The 17,958-nt window shown below is 32.9% G+C and carries 15 protein-coding genes; 12 read left to right on the top strand and 3 right to left on the bottom strand.

Features of this window, described 5'->3' with window-relative positions:
• The first annotated feature begins 259 nt into the window (after positions 1–259).
• The 9 genes from OZD61_RS05010 to OZD61_RS04970 all read left to right on the top strand — a co-directional run bounded on the left by OZD61_RS05010 (position 260) and on the right by OZD61_RS04970 (position 12,141).
• Positions 260–1,009, top strand: a complete 750-nt coding sequence (locus tag OZD61_RS05010) for an NTP transferase domain-containing protein (protein ID WP_274980068.1) — start codon at positions 260–262, stop codon at positions 1,007–1,009.
• A 125-nt stretch (positions 1,010–1,134) separates the two neighbouring features.
• Complete coding sequence (locus OZD61_RS05005; RefSeq protein WP_274980067.1) at positions 1,135–2,088, top strand: NAD-dependent epimerase/dehydratase family protein; 954 nt, start codon at positions 1,135–1,137, stop codon at positions 2,086–2,088.
• On the top strand, positions 2,045–4,372 hold the full coding sequence (locus OZD61_RS05000; protein ID WP_274980066.1) for a glycosyltransferase: 2,328 nt from the start codon (positions 2,045–2,047) through the stop codon (positions 4,370–4,372). The genes OZD61_RS05005 and OZD61_RS05000 overlap by 44 nt, the downstream gene beginning before the upstream one ends.
• Positions 4,333–6,009: a WG repeat-containing protein gene (locus tag OZD61_RS04995; RefSeq protein WP_274980065.1), complete on the top strand. Its 1,677-nt coding sequence runs from the start codon at positions 4,333–4,335 to the stop codon at positions 6,007–6,009. Before OZD61_RS05000 ends, OZD61_RS04995 begins: the two co-directional genes overlap by 40 nt.
• Positions 6,010–6,013: 4 nt before the next feature.
• On the top strand, positions 6,014–7,003 hold the full coding sequence (locus OZD61_RS04990) for a phytanoyl-CoA dioxygenase family protein (RefSeq protein WP_182321276.1): 990 nt from the start codon (positions 6,014–6,016) through the stop codon (positions 7,001–7,003).
• Positions 7,004–8,779, top strand: coding sequence for an ABC transporter ATP-binding protein (locus tag OZD61_RS04985; RefSeq protein WP_274980064.1), 1,776 nt, complete (start codon positions 7,004–7,006; stop codon positions 8,777–8,779).
• A 1-nt stretch (position 8,780) separates the two neighbouring features.
• Positions 8,781–9,830, top strand: coding sequence for a threonine aldolase family protein (locus OZD61_RS04980; RefSeq protein WP_410543728.1), 1,050 nt, complete (start codon positions 8,781–8,783; stop codon positions 9,828–9,830).
• Positions 9,827–10,870: a threonine aldolase family protein gene (locus OZD61_RS04975; protein WP_274980062.1), complete on the top strand. Its 1,044-nt coding sequence runs from the start codon at positions 9,827–9,829 to the stop codon at positions 10,868–10,870. The genes OZD61_RS04980 and OZD61_RS04975 overlap by 4 nt, the downstream gene beginning before the upstream one ends.
• A 140-nt stretch (positions 10,871–11,010) precedes the next feature.
• The gene (locus OZD61_RS04970; protein WP_338062836.1) at positions 11,011–12,141 is read left to right on the top strand and encodes an MFS transporter; all 1,131 of its coding nucleotides are present in this window, start codon (positions 11,011–11,013) and stop codon (positions 12,139–12,141) included.
• Positions 12,142–12,172: 31 nt separating this feature from the next.
• Here OZD61_RS04970 and OZD61_RS04965 read toward each other — a convergent pair whose 3' ends face one another.
• From OZD61_RS04965 to OZD61_RS04955, 3 genes are all read right to left on the bottom strand, one after another.
• A complete protein-coding gene (locus OZD61_RS04965; RefSeq protein WP_274980060.1) occupies positions 12,173–13,480 on the bottom strand; it encodes a UDP-glucose dehydrogenase family protein in 1,308 nt (435 codons plus the stop codon).
• A 47-nt stretch (positions 13,481–13,527) separates the two neighbouring features.
• Positions 13,528–14,427, bottom strand: coding sequence for a DMT family transporter (locus OZD61_RS04960; protein ID WP_274980059.1), 900 nt, complete (start codon positions 14,425–14,427; stop codon positions 13,528–13,530).
• A 304-nt stretch (positions 14,428–14,731) separates the two neighbouring features.
• Positions 14,732–14,929: a hypothetical protein gene (locus tag OZD61_RS04955; RefSeq protein WP_155968442.1), complete on the bottom strand. Its 198-nt coding sequence runs from the start codon at positions 14,927–14,929 to the stop codon at positions 14,732–14,734.
• Between the two features lie 409 nt (positions 14,930–15,338).
• Between OZD61_RS04955 and ruvA the strand changes: the two genes are divergently transcribed.
• The 3 genes from ruvA (at position 15,339) to OZD61_RS04940 (ending at position 17,841) form a co-directional block, all read left to right on the top strand.
• Entirely contained in the window at positions 15,339–15,920 is a 582-nt protein-coding gene (ruvA, locus tag OZD61_RS04950; protein WP_274980058.1) for a Holliday junction branch migration protein RuvA, read from the top strand.
• A complete protein-coding gene (ruvB, locus tag OZD61_RS04945) occupies positions 15,917–16,897 on the top strand; it encodes a Holliday junction branch migration DNA helicase RuvB (RefSeq protein WP_274980057.1) in 981 nt (326 codons plus the stop codon). Before ruvA ends, ruvB begins: the two co-directional genes overlap by 4 nt.
• 209 nt (positions 16,898–17,106) lie before the next feature.
• Positions 17,107–17,841, top strand: coding sequence for a hypothetical protein (locus tag OZD61_RS04940; protein WP_274980056.1), 735 nt, complete (start codon positions 17,107–17,109; stop codon positions 17,839–17,841).
• Positions 17,842–17,958 lie beyond the last annotated feature (117 nt).

Here is a 17,958-nt window from a genome sequence, read left to right as displayed (position 1 = left end):
ATATACCTCTTTCTTAACTATGCTTATTTTACCTCATATTTTCGAGATCCTTAACAGGTTCTTAGAAATATTAAAAAGTCCAGATCAGAGTTTACAAGATGTCAGCGTAGAAAATAGAGTAAAGAGTTTGAAGTTATAGCTCTCTTAAATGAAACTCTAATGAGGGTGCCAAGATCTAGATCATTTAGAAAATTATAGTGGGCTTTACATCTTATTAATTATAAATTAACTTACTATCTAATCGATCCCTAAGTCATGTATGAGTAACATTTTGATAATATTAGCAGCAGGAAAGAGCAGTAGAATGAATTCTGAATATTCAAAAGCGTTGCACCAAGTGGGAAATCTTACTCTTTTAGAACATATAATTTCTAATGCAAAATTGCTGAGTCTAAAAAGCTTATCAATTGTTGTTAACAACTCCCTTCTAAAAGATTTAGAAAAGTTTGACACCCTAAAAAGTATAATCGATCAATACAATATAAAACTAATAATTCAAGAAGATATTACAGGTACTGGCACTGCAGTTAAAATTGCTCTAGAAAATCTGGAGGACTTATCTGATCAAGACATAGTTTTAATACAGTATGGAGACACTCCTTTTATATCTAGCGATACAGTTATGAAAATGACTGATTGTTTAAAGTATAATAATTTAGTTCTTCTTGGATTCAATAGTCAAGATGAACAATATGGAAGATTAGTAATTGATAATTACGGAAATGTTCAAAAAATCCTAAAAAATGGAGATAAAATGCTTCTTGCAAACTCTGGAATAATGGCTTTATATGCTAAAGATCTCTTTACCTTAGTAAAAGAAATAAAATTCAATAATTCGACCAATGAATATTGTCTTAATGATATAGTACCCATTGCAGCAACCAATAACTTGAGTGTAGGTTATGTAGTTTCTGATGAAAGAGAAGCAATGGGAGTAAATAATAAGGAGGATTTGATTAAAGCCGAACACTATTTTCAAGAAAGAAAGCAGCCAACTTTTCTTTCATAACTACATTTTTTTATTCACTAATTTAAGTTGACATTTATTTTATACTGGTTTTATAATACCTTTTGATTCTTACTTGTAAGATAATTGGTGCGACAAATTTTCCTAGTTGTAGTGAGAGGGTGTACATGGGGATATTAATAACAGGTGCTGCAGGTTTGATAGGGTCAACCTTGGTGAAAAAGTTAGAAAACCAAGGCCATGAAGTAATAAGCTGCGATATTAGGTTTCGCGATAATCCACTCAGTTTTTTTTCAGAAGATATAGTACCACTACTTGCTCAGTGTACAGGAATCATTCATCTGGCTGCAATTTCTAGAGTTATACATGGTGAACTTTATCCTACACTGTGTCGAAAAATTAATGTTGATGGTACAATGCGGTTTTTAGGGTTATGTAAGTCACTTCCAAATAAACCATGGTTTATATATGCAAGTAGTAGGGAAGTCTATGGAGAGCAGAAGGAACTGCCAGTTACAGAATCTGCTAGTATCGATCCAATAAATAATTATGCCAAAGGTAAAGCATTTATTGAGGAACAAATAACAAGTTCAAAAGATTTTAATGTAGCAATATTACGCTTTTCAAATGTATACGGTGGTTTACTAGATCATAACAGTAGAGTAATTCCTGCACTCTGTATTAATGCATTAAGAGGTGATCCAATTAAAATAGAAGGTAGAGAATGTGTTTTTGATTTTACCTATTTGGATGATGTTATAGAGGGTATATGCTTAACTGTTAAATATTTACAAAGCGAAAAATCTTCTCTTCCTGCTATTCATCTTACTACTAATAGCCCATGTACTTTAGAAAACTTAGCAAAAACAATATTAAAAGTCACGAAAAGTGATTCTAGAATTGATTTTTATCCTCCAAGAAATTTTGATGTAACTAAGTTCCATGGTGATTTTACTAGAGCTAAAGAGCTACTTGGTTGGTCTCCAAAACATTCATTAGAAGTAGGATTAAGTAAATTTATAAAAAGTCTACAAAACAATACACAAGAATATCCTAACAATATAGATATGGTAATATATGAAAATATTAAAAGTTATTCATGGTTACCCTCCTTATTATAGTGCTGGTTCAGAGGTTTATAGCCAAACTCTTGCTCATGAACTAGCAAATAACAATGAGGTACAAGTATTTACTAGGTATGAAAATAGCTTTTTACCTGATTTTTATTACACTACAGTCCTAGATAGTAGTGACTCTCGAATCTTACTGCATTTAATTAATATACCCACAGCTAAATATCGTTACAAATTTATCAATGAAGAAGTAGATATACAATTTAAAAGAGTAATAGATAACTTTCAGCCAGATCTTATACATTTTGGTCATCTTAATCATCTATCAATTACTTTACCAGAAATTGCTTTTAAAGAAAATATACCTACAATTTTTACGCTACATGACTTTTGGTTAATGTGTCCAAGAGGAAGGTTTATTCAACGCAATTCTGAAGATTTGTTACAGCTTTGTGATGGACAAAAGGATCAAAAATGTGCAACCCAATGTTACAAAGGATATTTTACAGGAGATGAAGAATTCCTGAATTCAGACATAAATTATTGGGAACAATGGGTTGCAACTAGAATGAAGCACACAAGGAAAATAATAGACTATATAGATTACTTTATTTCCCCATCGAAATTCTCGATGGATAAATTTATTCAGGATTTTAATGTTCCGATAAACAAAATTTCTTATCTTGATTATGGTTTTGATCTCAATCGTCTTAAGAATAGAAATAGAGCACAAGAAAAAGAGTTTATTTTCGGTTATATTGGTACTCATACTCCCGAAAAAGGTGTTGATCTATTATTGAAAGCTTTTTCTCACTTATCATCTAAAGTAAAACTTAGAATTTGGGGAGCAGCAAGAGAAGAAACTAAAGCTTTAAAAGCGATTGCCAATCAGTTTTCACCTGTTGTTAAAGAAAGAATAGAGTGGATGGGAAGTTATGATAATAATAATATAGTTACTGACGTATTTAATAAAGTTGATGCAATAGTCGTTCCTTCAATTTGGGGTGAAAATTCACCGTTAGTAATACATGAAGCACAGCAACTTAGAATACCAGTTATAACAGCCGATTATGGTGGCATGGCAGAATATGTAAGAGATGGACTATTGTTTAAGCACAGAGATGCAAGTAGTTTATCAGAAAAAATGCAAGTCCTATCTACAAATCAGGAGTTATACAATAAACTTACCCAAAAAGGCTATCCTTATACTGAAAATGGAAATATACCTTCTATAAGTGAGCATACTGAAAAACTTAACAAGATTTACCGTAATGCTATTGAAAAGAAAGGCAGATCAGTAGCTGTTAAACCCGGTCCTTGGAGAATTACTTTTGATACTAATCCAGATTACTGCAATTTTGCTTGTATAATCTGCGAATGTTTTTCACCATACAGCAAAGTTAAAGAAGAAAAGAGAGCTAAAGGAATAAAACCTAAGATACTGTCGATAGAAACTATCAGAAAAGTAATTAAGGAAGCAGCTGGAACACCTTTAAGGGAAATCATTCCTTCTACTATGGGTGAGCCTTTAATGTATAAAAGCTTTGATGAAATAATCAATTTGTGCCATGAGTTCAGCCTTAAGCTTAACCTCACAACCAATGGTTCTTTTCCTATTAAAGGAGCTAGAAAATGGGCTGAACTATTGGTACCAATTTTATCTGATGTTAAGATTTCCTGGAATGGGGCAACTAAAGAAACTCATGAAAGAATCATGAAAGGTTCAAAATGGGAAGTAGTGACAGAAAATTTAAAAACTTTCCTTGAAGTTAGAGATAAATACTTTAGCGATACAGGTGAAAGGTGTACCGTTACTTTACAATTAACATTTTTGGAAAGTAATTTACATGAACTCTATGACATAGTTAAGATGGCCATAAAGAACGGCATAGATAGAGTTAAAGGACATCATCTTTGGGCACATTTTGAGGAAATTAAGGATCTATCTATGAGAAGAGATGAGTTAGCAATTAGTAGATGGAATACAGAGGTGAGAAGATTATACGAACTTATAGATAATATGCTATTGCCAAATGGTAAAAAGATAAAATTAGAAAATTTCACAATCCTTTCTCAAGAAGGTATTAAGGATTTGGCTCCAGGTGGTCAATGCCCATTTTTAGGTAAAGAAGCATGGATAAACAATGAAGGAAAGTTTAGTCCTTGCTGTGCTCCAGATGAACTCCGTAAGACATTAGGAAATTTTGGTAATGTTAATGAGGTTAAACTCGAGGAAATATGGCAGAGTAGTGAGTACCTAAGCTTACAAAAGAATTATTTAAATTACAAATTATGCAAAACATGCAACATGAGAAAACCTTTGATCAATTAATCAAAGATAATCTTAGATCTATTAAAATTTCACCGTGTGAGAGCTTTCACGAATTACTAGGAAATCCTTTGTATGAAAATAGGTTTATAAAGGTTGGTAAATTTCATGAGCCCGGTCTTGCACCGGTTTATGATCAGACAGGTGCTTATCATATCAATGTAAGAGGAGAAGCAGTTTATCATCATAGATTTCTAAAAACTCTTGGATTCTACTTCAATAGAGCAGCCGTAGAAGATGATACAGGGTGTTACCATATTGATCCATCTGGATGTAGAGTGTACAAACAGTCGTATCAATGGGTTGGAAATTATCAGGAAGATGCTTGTATAGTTAGAAGACATGATAAATGTTTTCATATCAATTTCAATGGCAACAGGATTTATCAGGAGGAATATGATTATGTTGGAGATTTTAAGGATGGTATCGCTGTGGTCTATAAGGATGGTAAAGCTACACATATTAATCATCATGGAAAGTTAGTACATAATAAATGGTATAAAAAACTTAATGTTTTTCATAAAGGGTATTCTATTGCAGAAGATCAACATGGTTGGTTTCATATAGATATTAATGGTGATCCTGTTTACCAGCAGAGATTTAAAATGGTAGAAGCATTTTATAATGGGATAGCAAAAGTTGAAACTTTTGAAGGTGTGTTAGGACAAATCGATATTACCGGAAATGTAAAGTTTAGTATTTTTGATTTAGGTAAAGAATCTCAAGTGCATAGGATTTCTGCAGAACTTTCAGCCTTTTGGAAAACTTACCTAACAAGCGTTGCTATTGAACTTGATTTGTTAAATATTTTACCTGCAACTGTGCCGTTTTTATCTAAAAAGTTAAACATTATCGTACCAAATCTAGAAAGGCTGTTAAGGGCGTTGTGGGAAATAGGGTTTATTGATTACGATAAGGACGAGGACTTATGGAAACTATCATCAAAAGGTAAGTGTTTTAAGGAAATACCATTTTTGCCAAAAGCAGCAACAATGTGGGCAAGAGTTGCCGCTGAAAAGAATTGGTTAAAGATTGCTAATATACTAAAACAGGAGTCAATCTCTTCATTTGAATCTTTTAAGGAAAGAGAAGCATCAGAAGATAAGAAAATAGCGTTTTACCAGGCATTGCTAGGATATTCTAGATTTGATACTAAAGAGTTTAATTCTAGAATTAATATAGATGATGCTAAGAATATATTGCTATTTGGTGTACATTCTTTATTTCTTGCTTATTCTGATATACACAATAAAGGTTCCATAGGCCTATATAACGAACATAAAGTGCCAAGACAGTTAGTAGAAAATTTAAAAGTCAAACTTATAACTCAGAAAGAACTATCAGCTACAAATTATGAATTAGGTGTCTTTTGCCGCTTTCTGCAGCATTATGATGATGATAAAGTATTATCTTATTTAAAATTGGTCAAAGGAATATCTCGTATTTTATTGATAGAAACTATTTTAGATTACCGCTCTCCAACTGGAGGCTCTGTAGATATTAATGTAATGGTTGAAACAGGAGGTAAACTAAGAACATTAAGCGATTGGGAAAAAATATTAAAACAAGTAAAAGGGTTCAAAATTTTTGCTGTTGTGCCTTTAACAGATTACTTATCAGTCATTGATGTCAGGTATTAATCATATGGAAATACTACAAAAAAATGGTTTTTTTATTATCAAAAATCTGGTTCCTTTAAAGCTAATAACTCAGTCTTTAAGTGATATAACAAATAAGATATCAGAGCTATCCCAAGAACTAAGTGTTTCAACTTCTGACTACTTAAACTGTACCGGCAGATGGGGCACGTCATCTCAAGCAACTAGAATTATCTCTCAAGCATTAGATAAAATTATTAAAAATTACCTTGAAAAGTCACTTCAGTGTCAGATACTGCAGAAAAAATCAAATGTTATATGTAAAACTGCTGATTTAATAGATGCAGTTCCCTTCCATCAAGATATCTCCTATAGTTTCAATGATCCTTACCACTTTTCTGTTTGGTTAGCTTTGAATAATGTAAGTGAAACTTCAGGTGCACTGCAAATTATAGAAAACAGTCATAAATGGGAAATACAGCCTTTAGTTGATTTTTGGTACCCATATTTTTTTGATCAGTACTCAAGTAATCGGGAAAATTACAAAATTAAGTCACTACCTATTTCAGCAGGAGATGCGATAGTTTTTGATTCACGGTTATGGCATGGTAGTGATAAGAATACAGATGCTAAAGATAGATTTGCTTATGTAACAAGGTGGATTGTAAAAGATCAAGATCTTCCCTATGTGCCAAAACCTCAGCCTTCAGTTTTTGGTATACTCAATTGTGGTGAGTTAACAGAATCTATACTGAGAGAATGCTTGTCATTGTTTGGCTACCAGGAAAGTATAAAAGCAAAAAACATGGAAGAACTTATCAAGAGCTGGTTAGCCTTTATTACAGACACAACTACAAATATTTCTGAGATCGACACTACTGAGGCTAAGCGAGATTTATATAAGCTACTTATTCTGAATCGAGCATCAGCACTACATGATGCTGGAGACATCTCAGGAAAAATATACAAAAATTTATGGTTTTCACTACTTGTATTTCTCAATAAAAAAGTCAACGTAGTGGAGCTAGCATTGTAAATGAACAGAAGTAGAGTTGATAGCTTCAAATGTGTATTGATGTTCATCTTGAATATAGTATCTAAATTCAAACTTAATGTACTTATAATGTCTTTAGTTGCCCTGGTGGTAGCTGTTGATTTGTCTTTTAGAAAGTATTTAGTAAAAAATATTCTAGATACAGCTGTAAAATATCAGGAAGGTAATGTAATTGAAAATCTTTTATTGCCTGTAAGCGCTTATCTTGGTATGGCATTACTTATCACTACTGCTTTTAGATTCTATGGCTATTTTGTTGACATTCGAATGTTTACCTTAATGCGTCAAAAGATAGCTGATGTGTCTTTTTGTAGGCTACTCCAACAAGACCATTCCTATTATCAGAACAATTTATCTGGAAGCTTAGTACATAAGGTCAGTAACTTAATGGATAGTGTGATAGAGTTAATAAGATTGCTTATAGATTGTTTTTTCGGTTACAGCATAGCATTAGTCTTAGCTATTTATACCTTATCATTAGTAAACATAAAATTTGCAATCGCTACATTCACTTGGGTAAGCATTTTTATTTTAGTATCGACTTTCAGCTTTCGTGTACTTACTGAACTAGCTGATAATTACTCTAAACAAAATTCACAAGTAATAGCTAGTATAGCAGATAGTATTTTAAATGTTATATCAGTAAGGCTATTTACTCAGCAAGCACATGAGAGACACAAATTTTTTCAAATATGCAAGAAAAGAACTATTGCAGAGAGAAAATTACAATGGGCATACTTTTGTCTTTGGTTTATATATGGCTATTCATTCGATATACTCCAAGCAGTAAACTTGTATTTTTTAATTCATGATTATCAATTGAACAAGATCGCAATAGGAGATATTGCTCTTGTACTTGGAATTAATATATCGATTATAGAGTTTCTTAACCATCTAACTAGAAATCTTACCCAATTTTCTACTCATTTCGGCAAAGTTTCAGATGCATTGCCAATCTTGAATACCGTACCAGAAATTCAAGATAAGGAAAATGCTAAAGAATTAAATTTATTAAGTGGAAGAATAACGTTTAATAATGTTTCTTTTTCTTATGAAGGTCTGGAGCCATTATTTCAAGATTTCTCAGTTACCATTAATCCTTGCGAAAAGGTAGGCCTAGTTGGTTATTCTGGAGGTGGTAAATCTACTTTTATAAACTTAATTCTAAGGCTATTTGATGTTAAAAAAGGTAATATACAGATTGATAATCAAATAGTATCAGAAGTTACACAGAGTTCTTTGAGGAAACAAATATCTGTAATACCTCAAGATCCATTATTATTTCATGATACTATTTTAGCAAACATCATATATGGTAGACTTCAATCTACTATCGAAGAAATAATGAGAGCTGCAAAGCTGGCTGGTATTCACGATTTCATTATGACTCTACCAGATCAATATGGAACTACAGTTGGAGAAAAAGGCATCAAGCTATCTGGAGGAGAAAAACAAAGAATAATAATAGCAAGGGCATTTTTAAAAAACTCTCCAATATTATTTCTCGATGAACCAACTAGTCAGTTAGATTCTATAACAGAAAAAACAATTCAAATGAGTTTATTCAAATTGATGAAAAATAAAACTACGATTACTATAGCACACCGTATTTCTACACTTTTACACATGGACCGAATTCTAGTATTTAACAAAGGAAAAATTGTCCAAGATGGTAAACACGCTGAACTAGTTTCTAAACACGGTCTTTATAAAGAACTTTGGAATGCTCAAATTGGTTGTTTGAATGGAAAAAAATAAGATGGAAAAAATTATTGATCTGAGAAGTGACACTACAACTCTGCAGAGCTCCAACGTTATACATGCAATAAGTAATGCAACTGTTGGAGATTTTGCTTATGGTGAAGACAAAAGCTGTAATGACTTATCAGAATATTGCAAACAATTATTCAAAGTAGAAGAAGCATTATTTGTAACCAGCGGTATGCTTGCAAATAGATTAGCCATTGCCAGTCAAACAAGTCCTGGCGATGAACTAATAACTCATCATAATTATCACGCTAATTTTTTCGATAGCGCAGGCAATGCAAAAGTAAATAATATCGTATTTAATTGTATTAGAAATAATAGCGGAATCTTAGATGTTGATGAAGTAGAATATGCTATTAATTCTAAGCCGAGGTATAAAATTTTCGCTCAGGTGAGTCTTGTTTCTATAGAAAATAGTATAAATGGGTTTAATGGTAAAATTTATCCTTTTGAAAAACAAGTCGAGTTATATCACTTTTTAAAAGCTCACAATGTAAATCTTCATTTAGACGGTGCAAGAATATTTAATGCTCATATCGAAACAAATATTGCTTTAGCAGATTATGCTAAATATGTTGATACAATGAGCTTTTCTTTTACTAAAGGACTTGGCGCTCCTTTTGGTTCAATGCTTATGGGTAAAAGAGAGATAATTGAAAGGGCTAAAAAGTTACAGGTTTGGCTAGGTAGTGGTTACCATCAGATAGGGTATTGTGCTAATGCAGCAAAATATGTACTACAGAATAATATTTCTAGGCTTAAAGAAGATAATAAGCTCGCTAAATTATTTGCAGATAAGATTAAGGAAATTCCACATATAAAGCTGATACTACCTTATCCAGAAACTAACATAGTAAGCTTTAGTATAAAAGAACTAAATGTGACTAATGAGTTTTTTTTGAGTAAATGCCAAATCTATGGTTTATTGCTTTTTCCTTGGCTCGAGTCTCATATAAGAGCAGTTACCCACCTTGGCATAAAGGAAACAGACATCATGAAAGCTGCTGAAATTATAAAGGAGGTTGTATTAAATTTAATATGAGAATAAAAATAGATTTCTTTAGCGATTCAAACACTGACCCTTCAGCTAAAATGAGGGAAGCGATGGCTAAAGCAAAAGTTGGAAACGAAGCTGCATGTGAAGATCCAACTGTGAACGAATTAGTGGCAACCGCATGTAAAATGTTAGGTAAACCTGCAGGAATCTTTTTGATTTCAGGAACAATGTCCAATGTAATTGCTTATAAAGTACACATTCAAAGACCTGGTGATTACTTGCTGCTTGATGAAACTTCACATCCGCTCATAGTACAATCTGGCTTGATCGCAGCCCAGGCACATGCCACTCCTTTGCCCATCAAAGGTACGAGAGGAATATTTACTGGAGAACAAATTGTTGAGTTTATTACTCGTCCTAGTTTAAGAAATATTCCGAGAGTTGGGCTTGTTTCTATCGAACAAACGACAAATTTTGGTGGTGGAGCTGTGTGGCCTTTAGAATATATTCAAGAGATCTCAAGTCTCTGTAAAGAGAATGACATATTCACTCATTTAGATGGAGCAAGACTGTTCAACGCTTGTGCTCATACTAAAATATCTCCAAAGGAGTATGCAAGTTATTTTGATTCGGTATTCATTGATTTTAGTAAAGGATTAGGTGCTCCAATGGGCGCAATATTGCTTGGAAGTGAAGATTTTATTGAAAAAGCTTGGTACTATAAGTTTCAAATTGGCGGAGGTATGCACCAAGCTGGCATTATTTCAGCTGCATGTTTATATGCTCTACATAATAATGTAAATTCTTTAGAAGAAGACCATAAAAAAATGCAGCACCTTATAGAAGGCCTAGGCTCTATAGATCAAGTTATAATTGATATCGACCTGTATAAAACTAATATAGCGTATTTTTCATTACGTACTAATTGTATATCTATTCAAGAATTAATAAACGTACTAGTTACAAATTATGGAATTAGAATGGCTAACATCAAAGGTAAAATCAGAGCTATAACACATAGAGATATAAGCTATGAGGATATTAATGCTACTGTATCTGCTATAAGAAAGATACTAAGTAAGTAATTTTCTGCACTAATTGTTTGCAAACTTCTTGTCAAACAATATTATACCAATATAGTATTATGCTAGCATCTGCATAGAGCTATTTGGGAATAGGTGTGAACTTTGTCTTCTTTCAATATTTACTATTCTTCTGTGGATATATGCTGCTTTATTTATCAAGACAAAGTATACCAATTGCTCTGCCACTGTTAATAGATACTGACCATGTAAAATTAAGCTATTTTTTTGCCTGCTTTTCTTTTTTTTATGGAGTATCAAAATTTGTTAATGGAATAATCATGGACTCCAAAAATAATCCATTATTTATGTTTGGGCTATGCAATATTGCAACTGGATTATTAACCATTGGTATAACTTTATCATATAATAATCTAACTTTATTACTGTTAACATTAATATTATTAGCTTGGACACAAGGGTTAGGTTGGCCAGCTATTACCAAGTTTATGGTTACAAACTCTAGCATCTCTTCAATTGCATCATCATGGGGAATTATGAGCGCATCTCAGCAACTTGGTTCTTGTATTACTTTAATTGTATTACCAAGTATAATCAAAATATATGATGCAAAGAGTGCATTTTTGTACTCTGGTCTCTTATGCTTACTTTTTGGAATTTACATAATATTAAAAGCATATCACAAAGAAAGTGCCAACTTTACTACCTATTATAAGGTGCAGAAATCTCAGATAGGTATCAAAGTGAAAAGTTCCATATGGTTTCTATGTTGTGCTACTTTTTGTGCTTATATTATAAAAATGGGAATCTTTTTTTGGTTTCCTATAATTTTAAGGGATAAATTACAAATTTCTCTTGTACAATCCTCACTAATAACAGGCGTATATGATTTAGGTGGAATCCTTGGAACTTTAATCACAGGAAGAATTAGTGATATGTACTTCTTTCAAAATAGAAGCTTGCTGGCATTACTTTACATGTTGGGTATAGCACTCACTTTTATTGTAATGAATTTTGGTCAAAACATAATTCTTATGAACCTTGGTGCAATCTTATCAGGATTCTTTATATTTGGAACGCAAGTACTGACAGGTGTTATAGCTGTAGAAATTGCTCCACAAAATAATGTATGTGCAATTGTAAGCTTAACAGGATTATTTGGGTATATTGCAAGTTCAATATTTTCATGCGTGCTCTTAGGAGTACTTGTTAAGCACTGTGGTAACAGTATTATGTTTTCATTTTTTTCCATTTGCTCTGTTGTTGCACTCGTTTGCTTTTCCATATTATCAAGCAAAGACTTAAAAAACTAAGTAAAGCGGTGTAGAAAACATTTCCCAACAGTTAAACTTTGTAGATAGATTTTTTACCCAAGGAATAAACATGGTAACCATATCTTAGTAACAGCTCATTATCTAATAAATTACGGAAATCAAAAACATTAGGTGCAGCCATAATACTCTTTAAACTTGCAAAATCTTGATTTTTAAATTCTTTCCACTCCGTTAACAATAACAAGGCTTCCGCGTCCCTTGCAGCCCCTATAGCATTATCCGCGTACTCTATATCCTTTAGAACTTGCCTAGCATTATCCATCCCCATTGGGTCATATGCAGTAATTTTAGCCTTGTTATTCACTAACAATTGTGCAATATCTATAGATGGGCTATTTCTTACATCATCAGTACCAGACTTAAAAGTTAGCCCCCATATCGCTATTTTTTTATTTTGGACTCCATTTAATAGATATTCTACCTTTTTAGCAATGTTTGTTATATGATTATAGTTAGATTCCTTAACTGAATTTAAAATTTGTAGCTTGACATTGTGATCTTCAGCAAGCCTTATTAAGGCCGATAAATCTTTAGGAAAACATGATCCTCCAAATCCTGGACCAGCTTTGAGAAACTCCTCACCTATTCTATGGTCCATTCCCATACTGTTAGCTAAAAGGTCAATGTCTGCTCCTAATAGCTCACATAAACCTGCCATCTCATTGATAAAAGCAACCTTTGTTGCTAGAAAAGCATTAGAAGCATATTTAATCATTTCAGCAGTAACTGTATCAGTGACTATTAACGGAATATTCTTATCTATAAATGATTTATACATAACTTCTAGTTTTGCCCTAGCTAGCTTAGTTTTTACTCCTATTATTATCCTATCTGGGTATAAAAAATCTGATACTGCAGAGCCTTGCTTGAGAAACTCTGGATTAACCCCCAAATCAAAGTTATAGCCCTTATTAGATAAATAATTATATATATCTTCTGCAGTACCAGGAGGAACAGTTGACTTTATCACTATTAAGCAATCTTGATTAACTCTCTCAGAAACTTCACTTACTGCATTATATACATTCTTTAAATTTGCATTTCCTAGGGAGTCTGATGGAGTATCTACAGTTATAAATACTACTTCTGTATTGGGATTTATTTGAAAATACGAATCGAAAAATCTTATCCTTTGTGACTTTACATTATTCTCTAAATAATCTGCTAATCCAGGTTCATATAGAGGAATGTTCCCTGATTTCAAAAGTTCAATCTTCTCAGTATTTATGTCAATGCAATCAACTTTATGGCCCTGCTCCGATAACATTGTACCAGATACTAAGCCTACATACCCTACTCCTATAATAGTTATGTGCATTTTATTATCACCTTAAAAATATAGCTTAGCATCTAAAATAAATACCATTAACAATTATAAACTTTTGTTGTTACACTATTTTTCTTAATTGCCTTACCTTCCGAATAAGCTATAAATAAGGTTGATGGTATTAATATCAAAGTACCATATAAAGCACTTTTATCAGGTAATTCATTAAATATAACGTATGCTACTATTGCAGAAATTATTAGTTCTATGTATCTATACGGTGCAAGTGCAGTAGCATCAGTAAGAGCAAAAGCTTTTAACATGAAGAACATAATTAGGTTTGAACTTATTCCTAAAATCAGCAGTAATATTAATTCTGACAAGGAAGGCATATGCCAATAAAATAACAAAGGTGGAGTAGAAAAAATAGTTGTCGTTAGAGTTGAATAAAATAACATACTTATTACTGACTCTTTTATTACAAGTTTCTTATTAAGTATATCTAATATAGCAAAGATCAATGCAGATACAATAAAAATAAGAATTTTAGGATTAAAATCTTCACTATGAGCTTTGGTAGCAATAGCAATACCAACAAAACCAATAATAGTTACTATCCATCTTTGCCAAATTATATTTTCCTTTAGTAAAGGGATTGCAAGAAGTATAACAAATAATGGTATAGAAAAACTTATAATCGTTGCAGTTACTATGGGGAAAGTAGTCAATCCATAGGTCCATAAGACCATTCCACAAAACAAAAGTGCACCTCTAGTTATTTGAATAGATATTTGACTTGTTTTAAAAGCTTCTATTCCATAGTAAAACATAAAAGGTACAAGGGTAATAGTGGTAAACAGAAAGCGGAAAAAAGTTATTTCAAAACTCTGAAGATGTAAACTTAGATATTTTGATATAGTATCATTAGCTACACTACTAAGTAAGCTAAGTATAAACCAGATAACCCCAAACAAATAAGCTCTCAATCTGTAATCCATAAAGCTTCTGATTTAATAGATACGACGTACTCATATAATTTTACTACAAAACTAATAATATAAAAGTTTTCTGATGTACGTCCCCAGAATGTGATCGTAAGGGTCCATTATAAATAATTCGGGAAATTTCGTCTCTGTAGACATATTAAGAGCTATGTAACGAACGTTTGTATTTGTGAGTAATAGTAAGGCTCAAGGTAAGGAAAATGCTAGTGAGGTAAAGCAGAATAACGTTGATTTGATAATTTAAGCTCATTCCCTCTTGCTACATCTCTCTTTAAATATCTCCTCTTTTGCAGCAGGTCTATAGAATTATACAGAGTATTTTATCTTCCAATACAGGCAATCTTGACGTTCTTCCATGGCATTTCTTCTGTTCTTGAACTTTTTCCCACTCTGGGCGCACTTTTTCTACAACCTTTTCGAATTCTTCTATTTTCAAACCTGTTACATCTCGAAAATTTCTCGGATGTTCTTTTAGATTATGGTAGTTTAAGCTCATCTTCCCTCTCTATTCTCTTGCTATACCTCCCTATTTTATAACCATTCCTACTCTTTTGCAGCAGGTTTAAAGAAATACTAAAGGCAAAAGATACGCTTGCGTAGTTCGAAAGCTTTCTATAGGATAAGTCTCACCTGATTTACAAATAGAATTGTTATGTTAGATGTTTGCTATTTACTCTTAAGCTCATTTTAACAGCATTTTGCTTTTTTTAGTATGTAGGGGTTTTCTAGGAATTATCCCATTGAATTCTATGATATTATTTTTTGTAACATTGTTATACACATCATGATAAGGGGGCTGGCGAAGGGTGTCAAGTGGTTTTTTAGCCACGTTTCCCTGTTATAATGTTCGTTTGCTTGACCTAAGATCCAGGAGTATTTAAACTGAACCCTATATAGTACTAAAAATGATAGGAAATCTAAATGGAGTAGTTGATGAAGTGCGCAGTGATCACATAATCCTGAATGTGAATGATGTTGGCTATATGGTGTATCTTTCAGCCAAAACTTTAAGTGCTTGTGCAATTGGAAGTAGAATCAAATTACTTATCGAAACCTATGCAAATAACAGAGAAAACACTACTCAGCTATATGGTTTTATAAGCAAAGAAGAACAGCAGTGCTTGAGGTTGCTTGTCAAAGTAAGCGGCGTTAGCTATAGAACTGCAATGTCAATTTTGAGTAAATTAACTCCAGAACAGCTATTTTTGGCAATTATGAATGAAGATAAAGTAACACTCAAGATGAGTGGACTTGGCCTGAAACTCATAAATCGAATCATCACTGAATTGAGTGGCAAAGTAAGTAAACTAGAAATAAATAACAATAACTTTAATCCAATCAATGAAGATGTACTTTCAGCTTTGATCAATCTTGGGTATGAAAAAATGAAAGCTTATGATACGATAAAAAAAATACAAGACGAATCGTCAAATCTGGGCACTAAGGATATTATTCGCATAGCGCTTAAGGAGCTCTCAACATTATGAAATCAATATCGTGCGGTAAAGAATATACTGAAGATGCACGCAATATCAACATCAGGCCTAAGCAACTTGATGATTTTGTCGGGCAAAAAGACTTAATACAAAATTTAAAAGTGTTTATAAACGCTGCACAGACGAGAACTGAAGCTTTAGATCACGTCTTATTGTACGGTCCTCCAGGGCTTGGCAAAACAACTTTAGCACAAATTGTTTCTAAAGAATTAAGAGTTAGCTTTCGCGCAACTTCTGGTCCTTTACTTAGTAAAGCTGGGGACTTGGCTGCAGTGCTTACCACTTTAAATGCAAAAGATGTTCTATTTATCGACGAAATCCATAGATTAAATCGCAGCATCGAAGAAGTTTTATATACTGCTATGGAAGATTTTTGCTTGGACATATTAGTAGGTGAAGGTCCATCTACTCGCACTTTAAGGATAGATCTACCACCATTTACGCTAATTGGAGCAACAACACGGCTTGGATTACTTTCTGCGCCACTCAGAGATCGTTTTGGCATTCCTTTGCATCTTGAGTTTTATTCCTTTGAGGAGCTGGTTAATATTATAAAAAGAGGCGCAAGAGTTCTTTCTGCTGAAATTGAAGAGGATGCAGCACGGGAAATTGCCTGCCGTGCGCGCGGCACTCCAAGAATTGCTTTGAGGTTACTCAGAAGAATAAGGGATTTTGTTGAAGTGAAAGATGATAAAAAAATCACTTATGAAGTCGCTGATTCTGTGTTACTAAAATTGGGTGTAGATAAAATGGGACTCAATAAACTTGATATGAATTATCTAAGATTTTTATTCAACACTTCAGGCCCTGTTGGAATTGACACCATATCTATTGCGCTATCCGAAGATGTTGGCAATATTGAAGAAACAGTAGAACCTTATTTAATCAAAATTAGTTTTGTAAAGCGCACACCAAGAGGGCGCGTTCTAACCGATCAAGCAAAGGAGTATTTGAGCTTTCAACATTAAACGTCATAATTTATATTGACTAATTGAGATAATGCTCGTATGTTGACATTTGTGTATTAAGGATAATGGAGGCATATATGTTAGATAGTAATGAAACTGTATCTTTGATTGTTGATTAAAATATTGCTGCTGGTAGCGTATCTGGGTCAATACCGAATAAGGATAAATGTAGGTACGTCACTCTTGATGATGAAGAAACATGGAAGAGGTTGTTTGTAGATCAGAACAACCCTTCTACTAATACTACTAATAAAGTAATAGTGAAACCTCATGTTCATAAGAATAGCGGTAGTATGTATGGATATACTGCTGAGGAGACCAAATATCATGGTCGGGGAATTGTAGGCAAAGCTGCTAAACAAATTGAAGAAGAGATATCTAAAAATATTGATGCAGAGCTTATAAAATTAAGAGAAACTAAAAATATAGATAACAGTGTTAAGCCTGTCATAAGAATTGCGCTGAACGATTATATAAAAGAAGTAAACTTGCATGATATTCTAAGTGGTAATATGTGCAAAAAGTACGATGTAAAGACAGTTACGTTGCTACTACCTGACCAAAAAACAAGGGGGGTACGTTGCCAAATTGATAAGGATGGGGCAAGAATTTATGAAGTGGCTAATGGGTCATATCAAATGACTTTAAAGTGGAATGCTCAAGGAAAAGAATGTAATATTAAAATTAATATTCATGATAATGGCTCCGTAGAACTTATTGAGGGTAATGGTGTTACTATGGAGCAATTAGCTGCACATAAAGAAGTAAAAGTGGGAAGGCAATATGAAGCAAAGCCTTTACATGAAGTGTTAGCACCACAATTGCCACAAACACAATTACAACAAAGCTCTGAAGAAGTAAAATTTTTGGAGCAGCATTCAACAAATGTAGAAGACTTGAGCGGCGCATCACAAAAGCATCAAGCTCCTGCTGCTTCAAAATAGGTAAAGTAGTGAAAATTCAGTATAAGTTGCTTGCATCTGCAAGTAACTTATACTCTTAGAACCTGTTTAAAATCTTCGTAATAGGAGAGAAATGAAGGAAAGGACAATCATTTGCAA

The sequence above is a fragment of the Wolbachia endosymbiont of Drosophila bocki genome (assembly GCF_028982005.1).
Lineage (GTDB): Bacteria > Pseudomonadota > Alphaproteobacteria > Rickettsiales > Anaplasmataceae > Wolbachia > Wolbachia pipientis.
The sequence above is the reverse complement of the archived record's forward strand: the minus strand, read 5'-3'. Positions and strand labels throughout refer to the sequence as shown.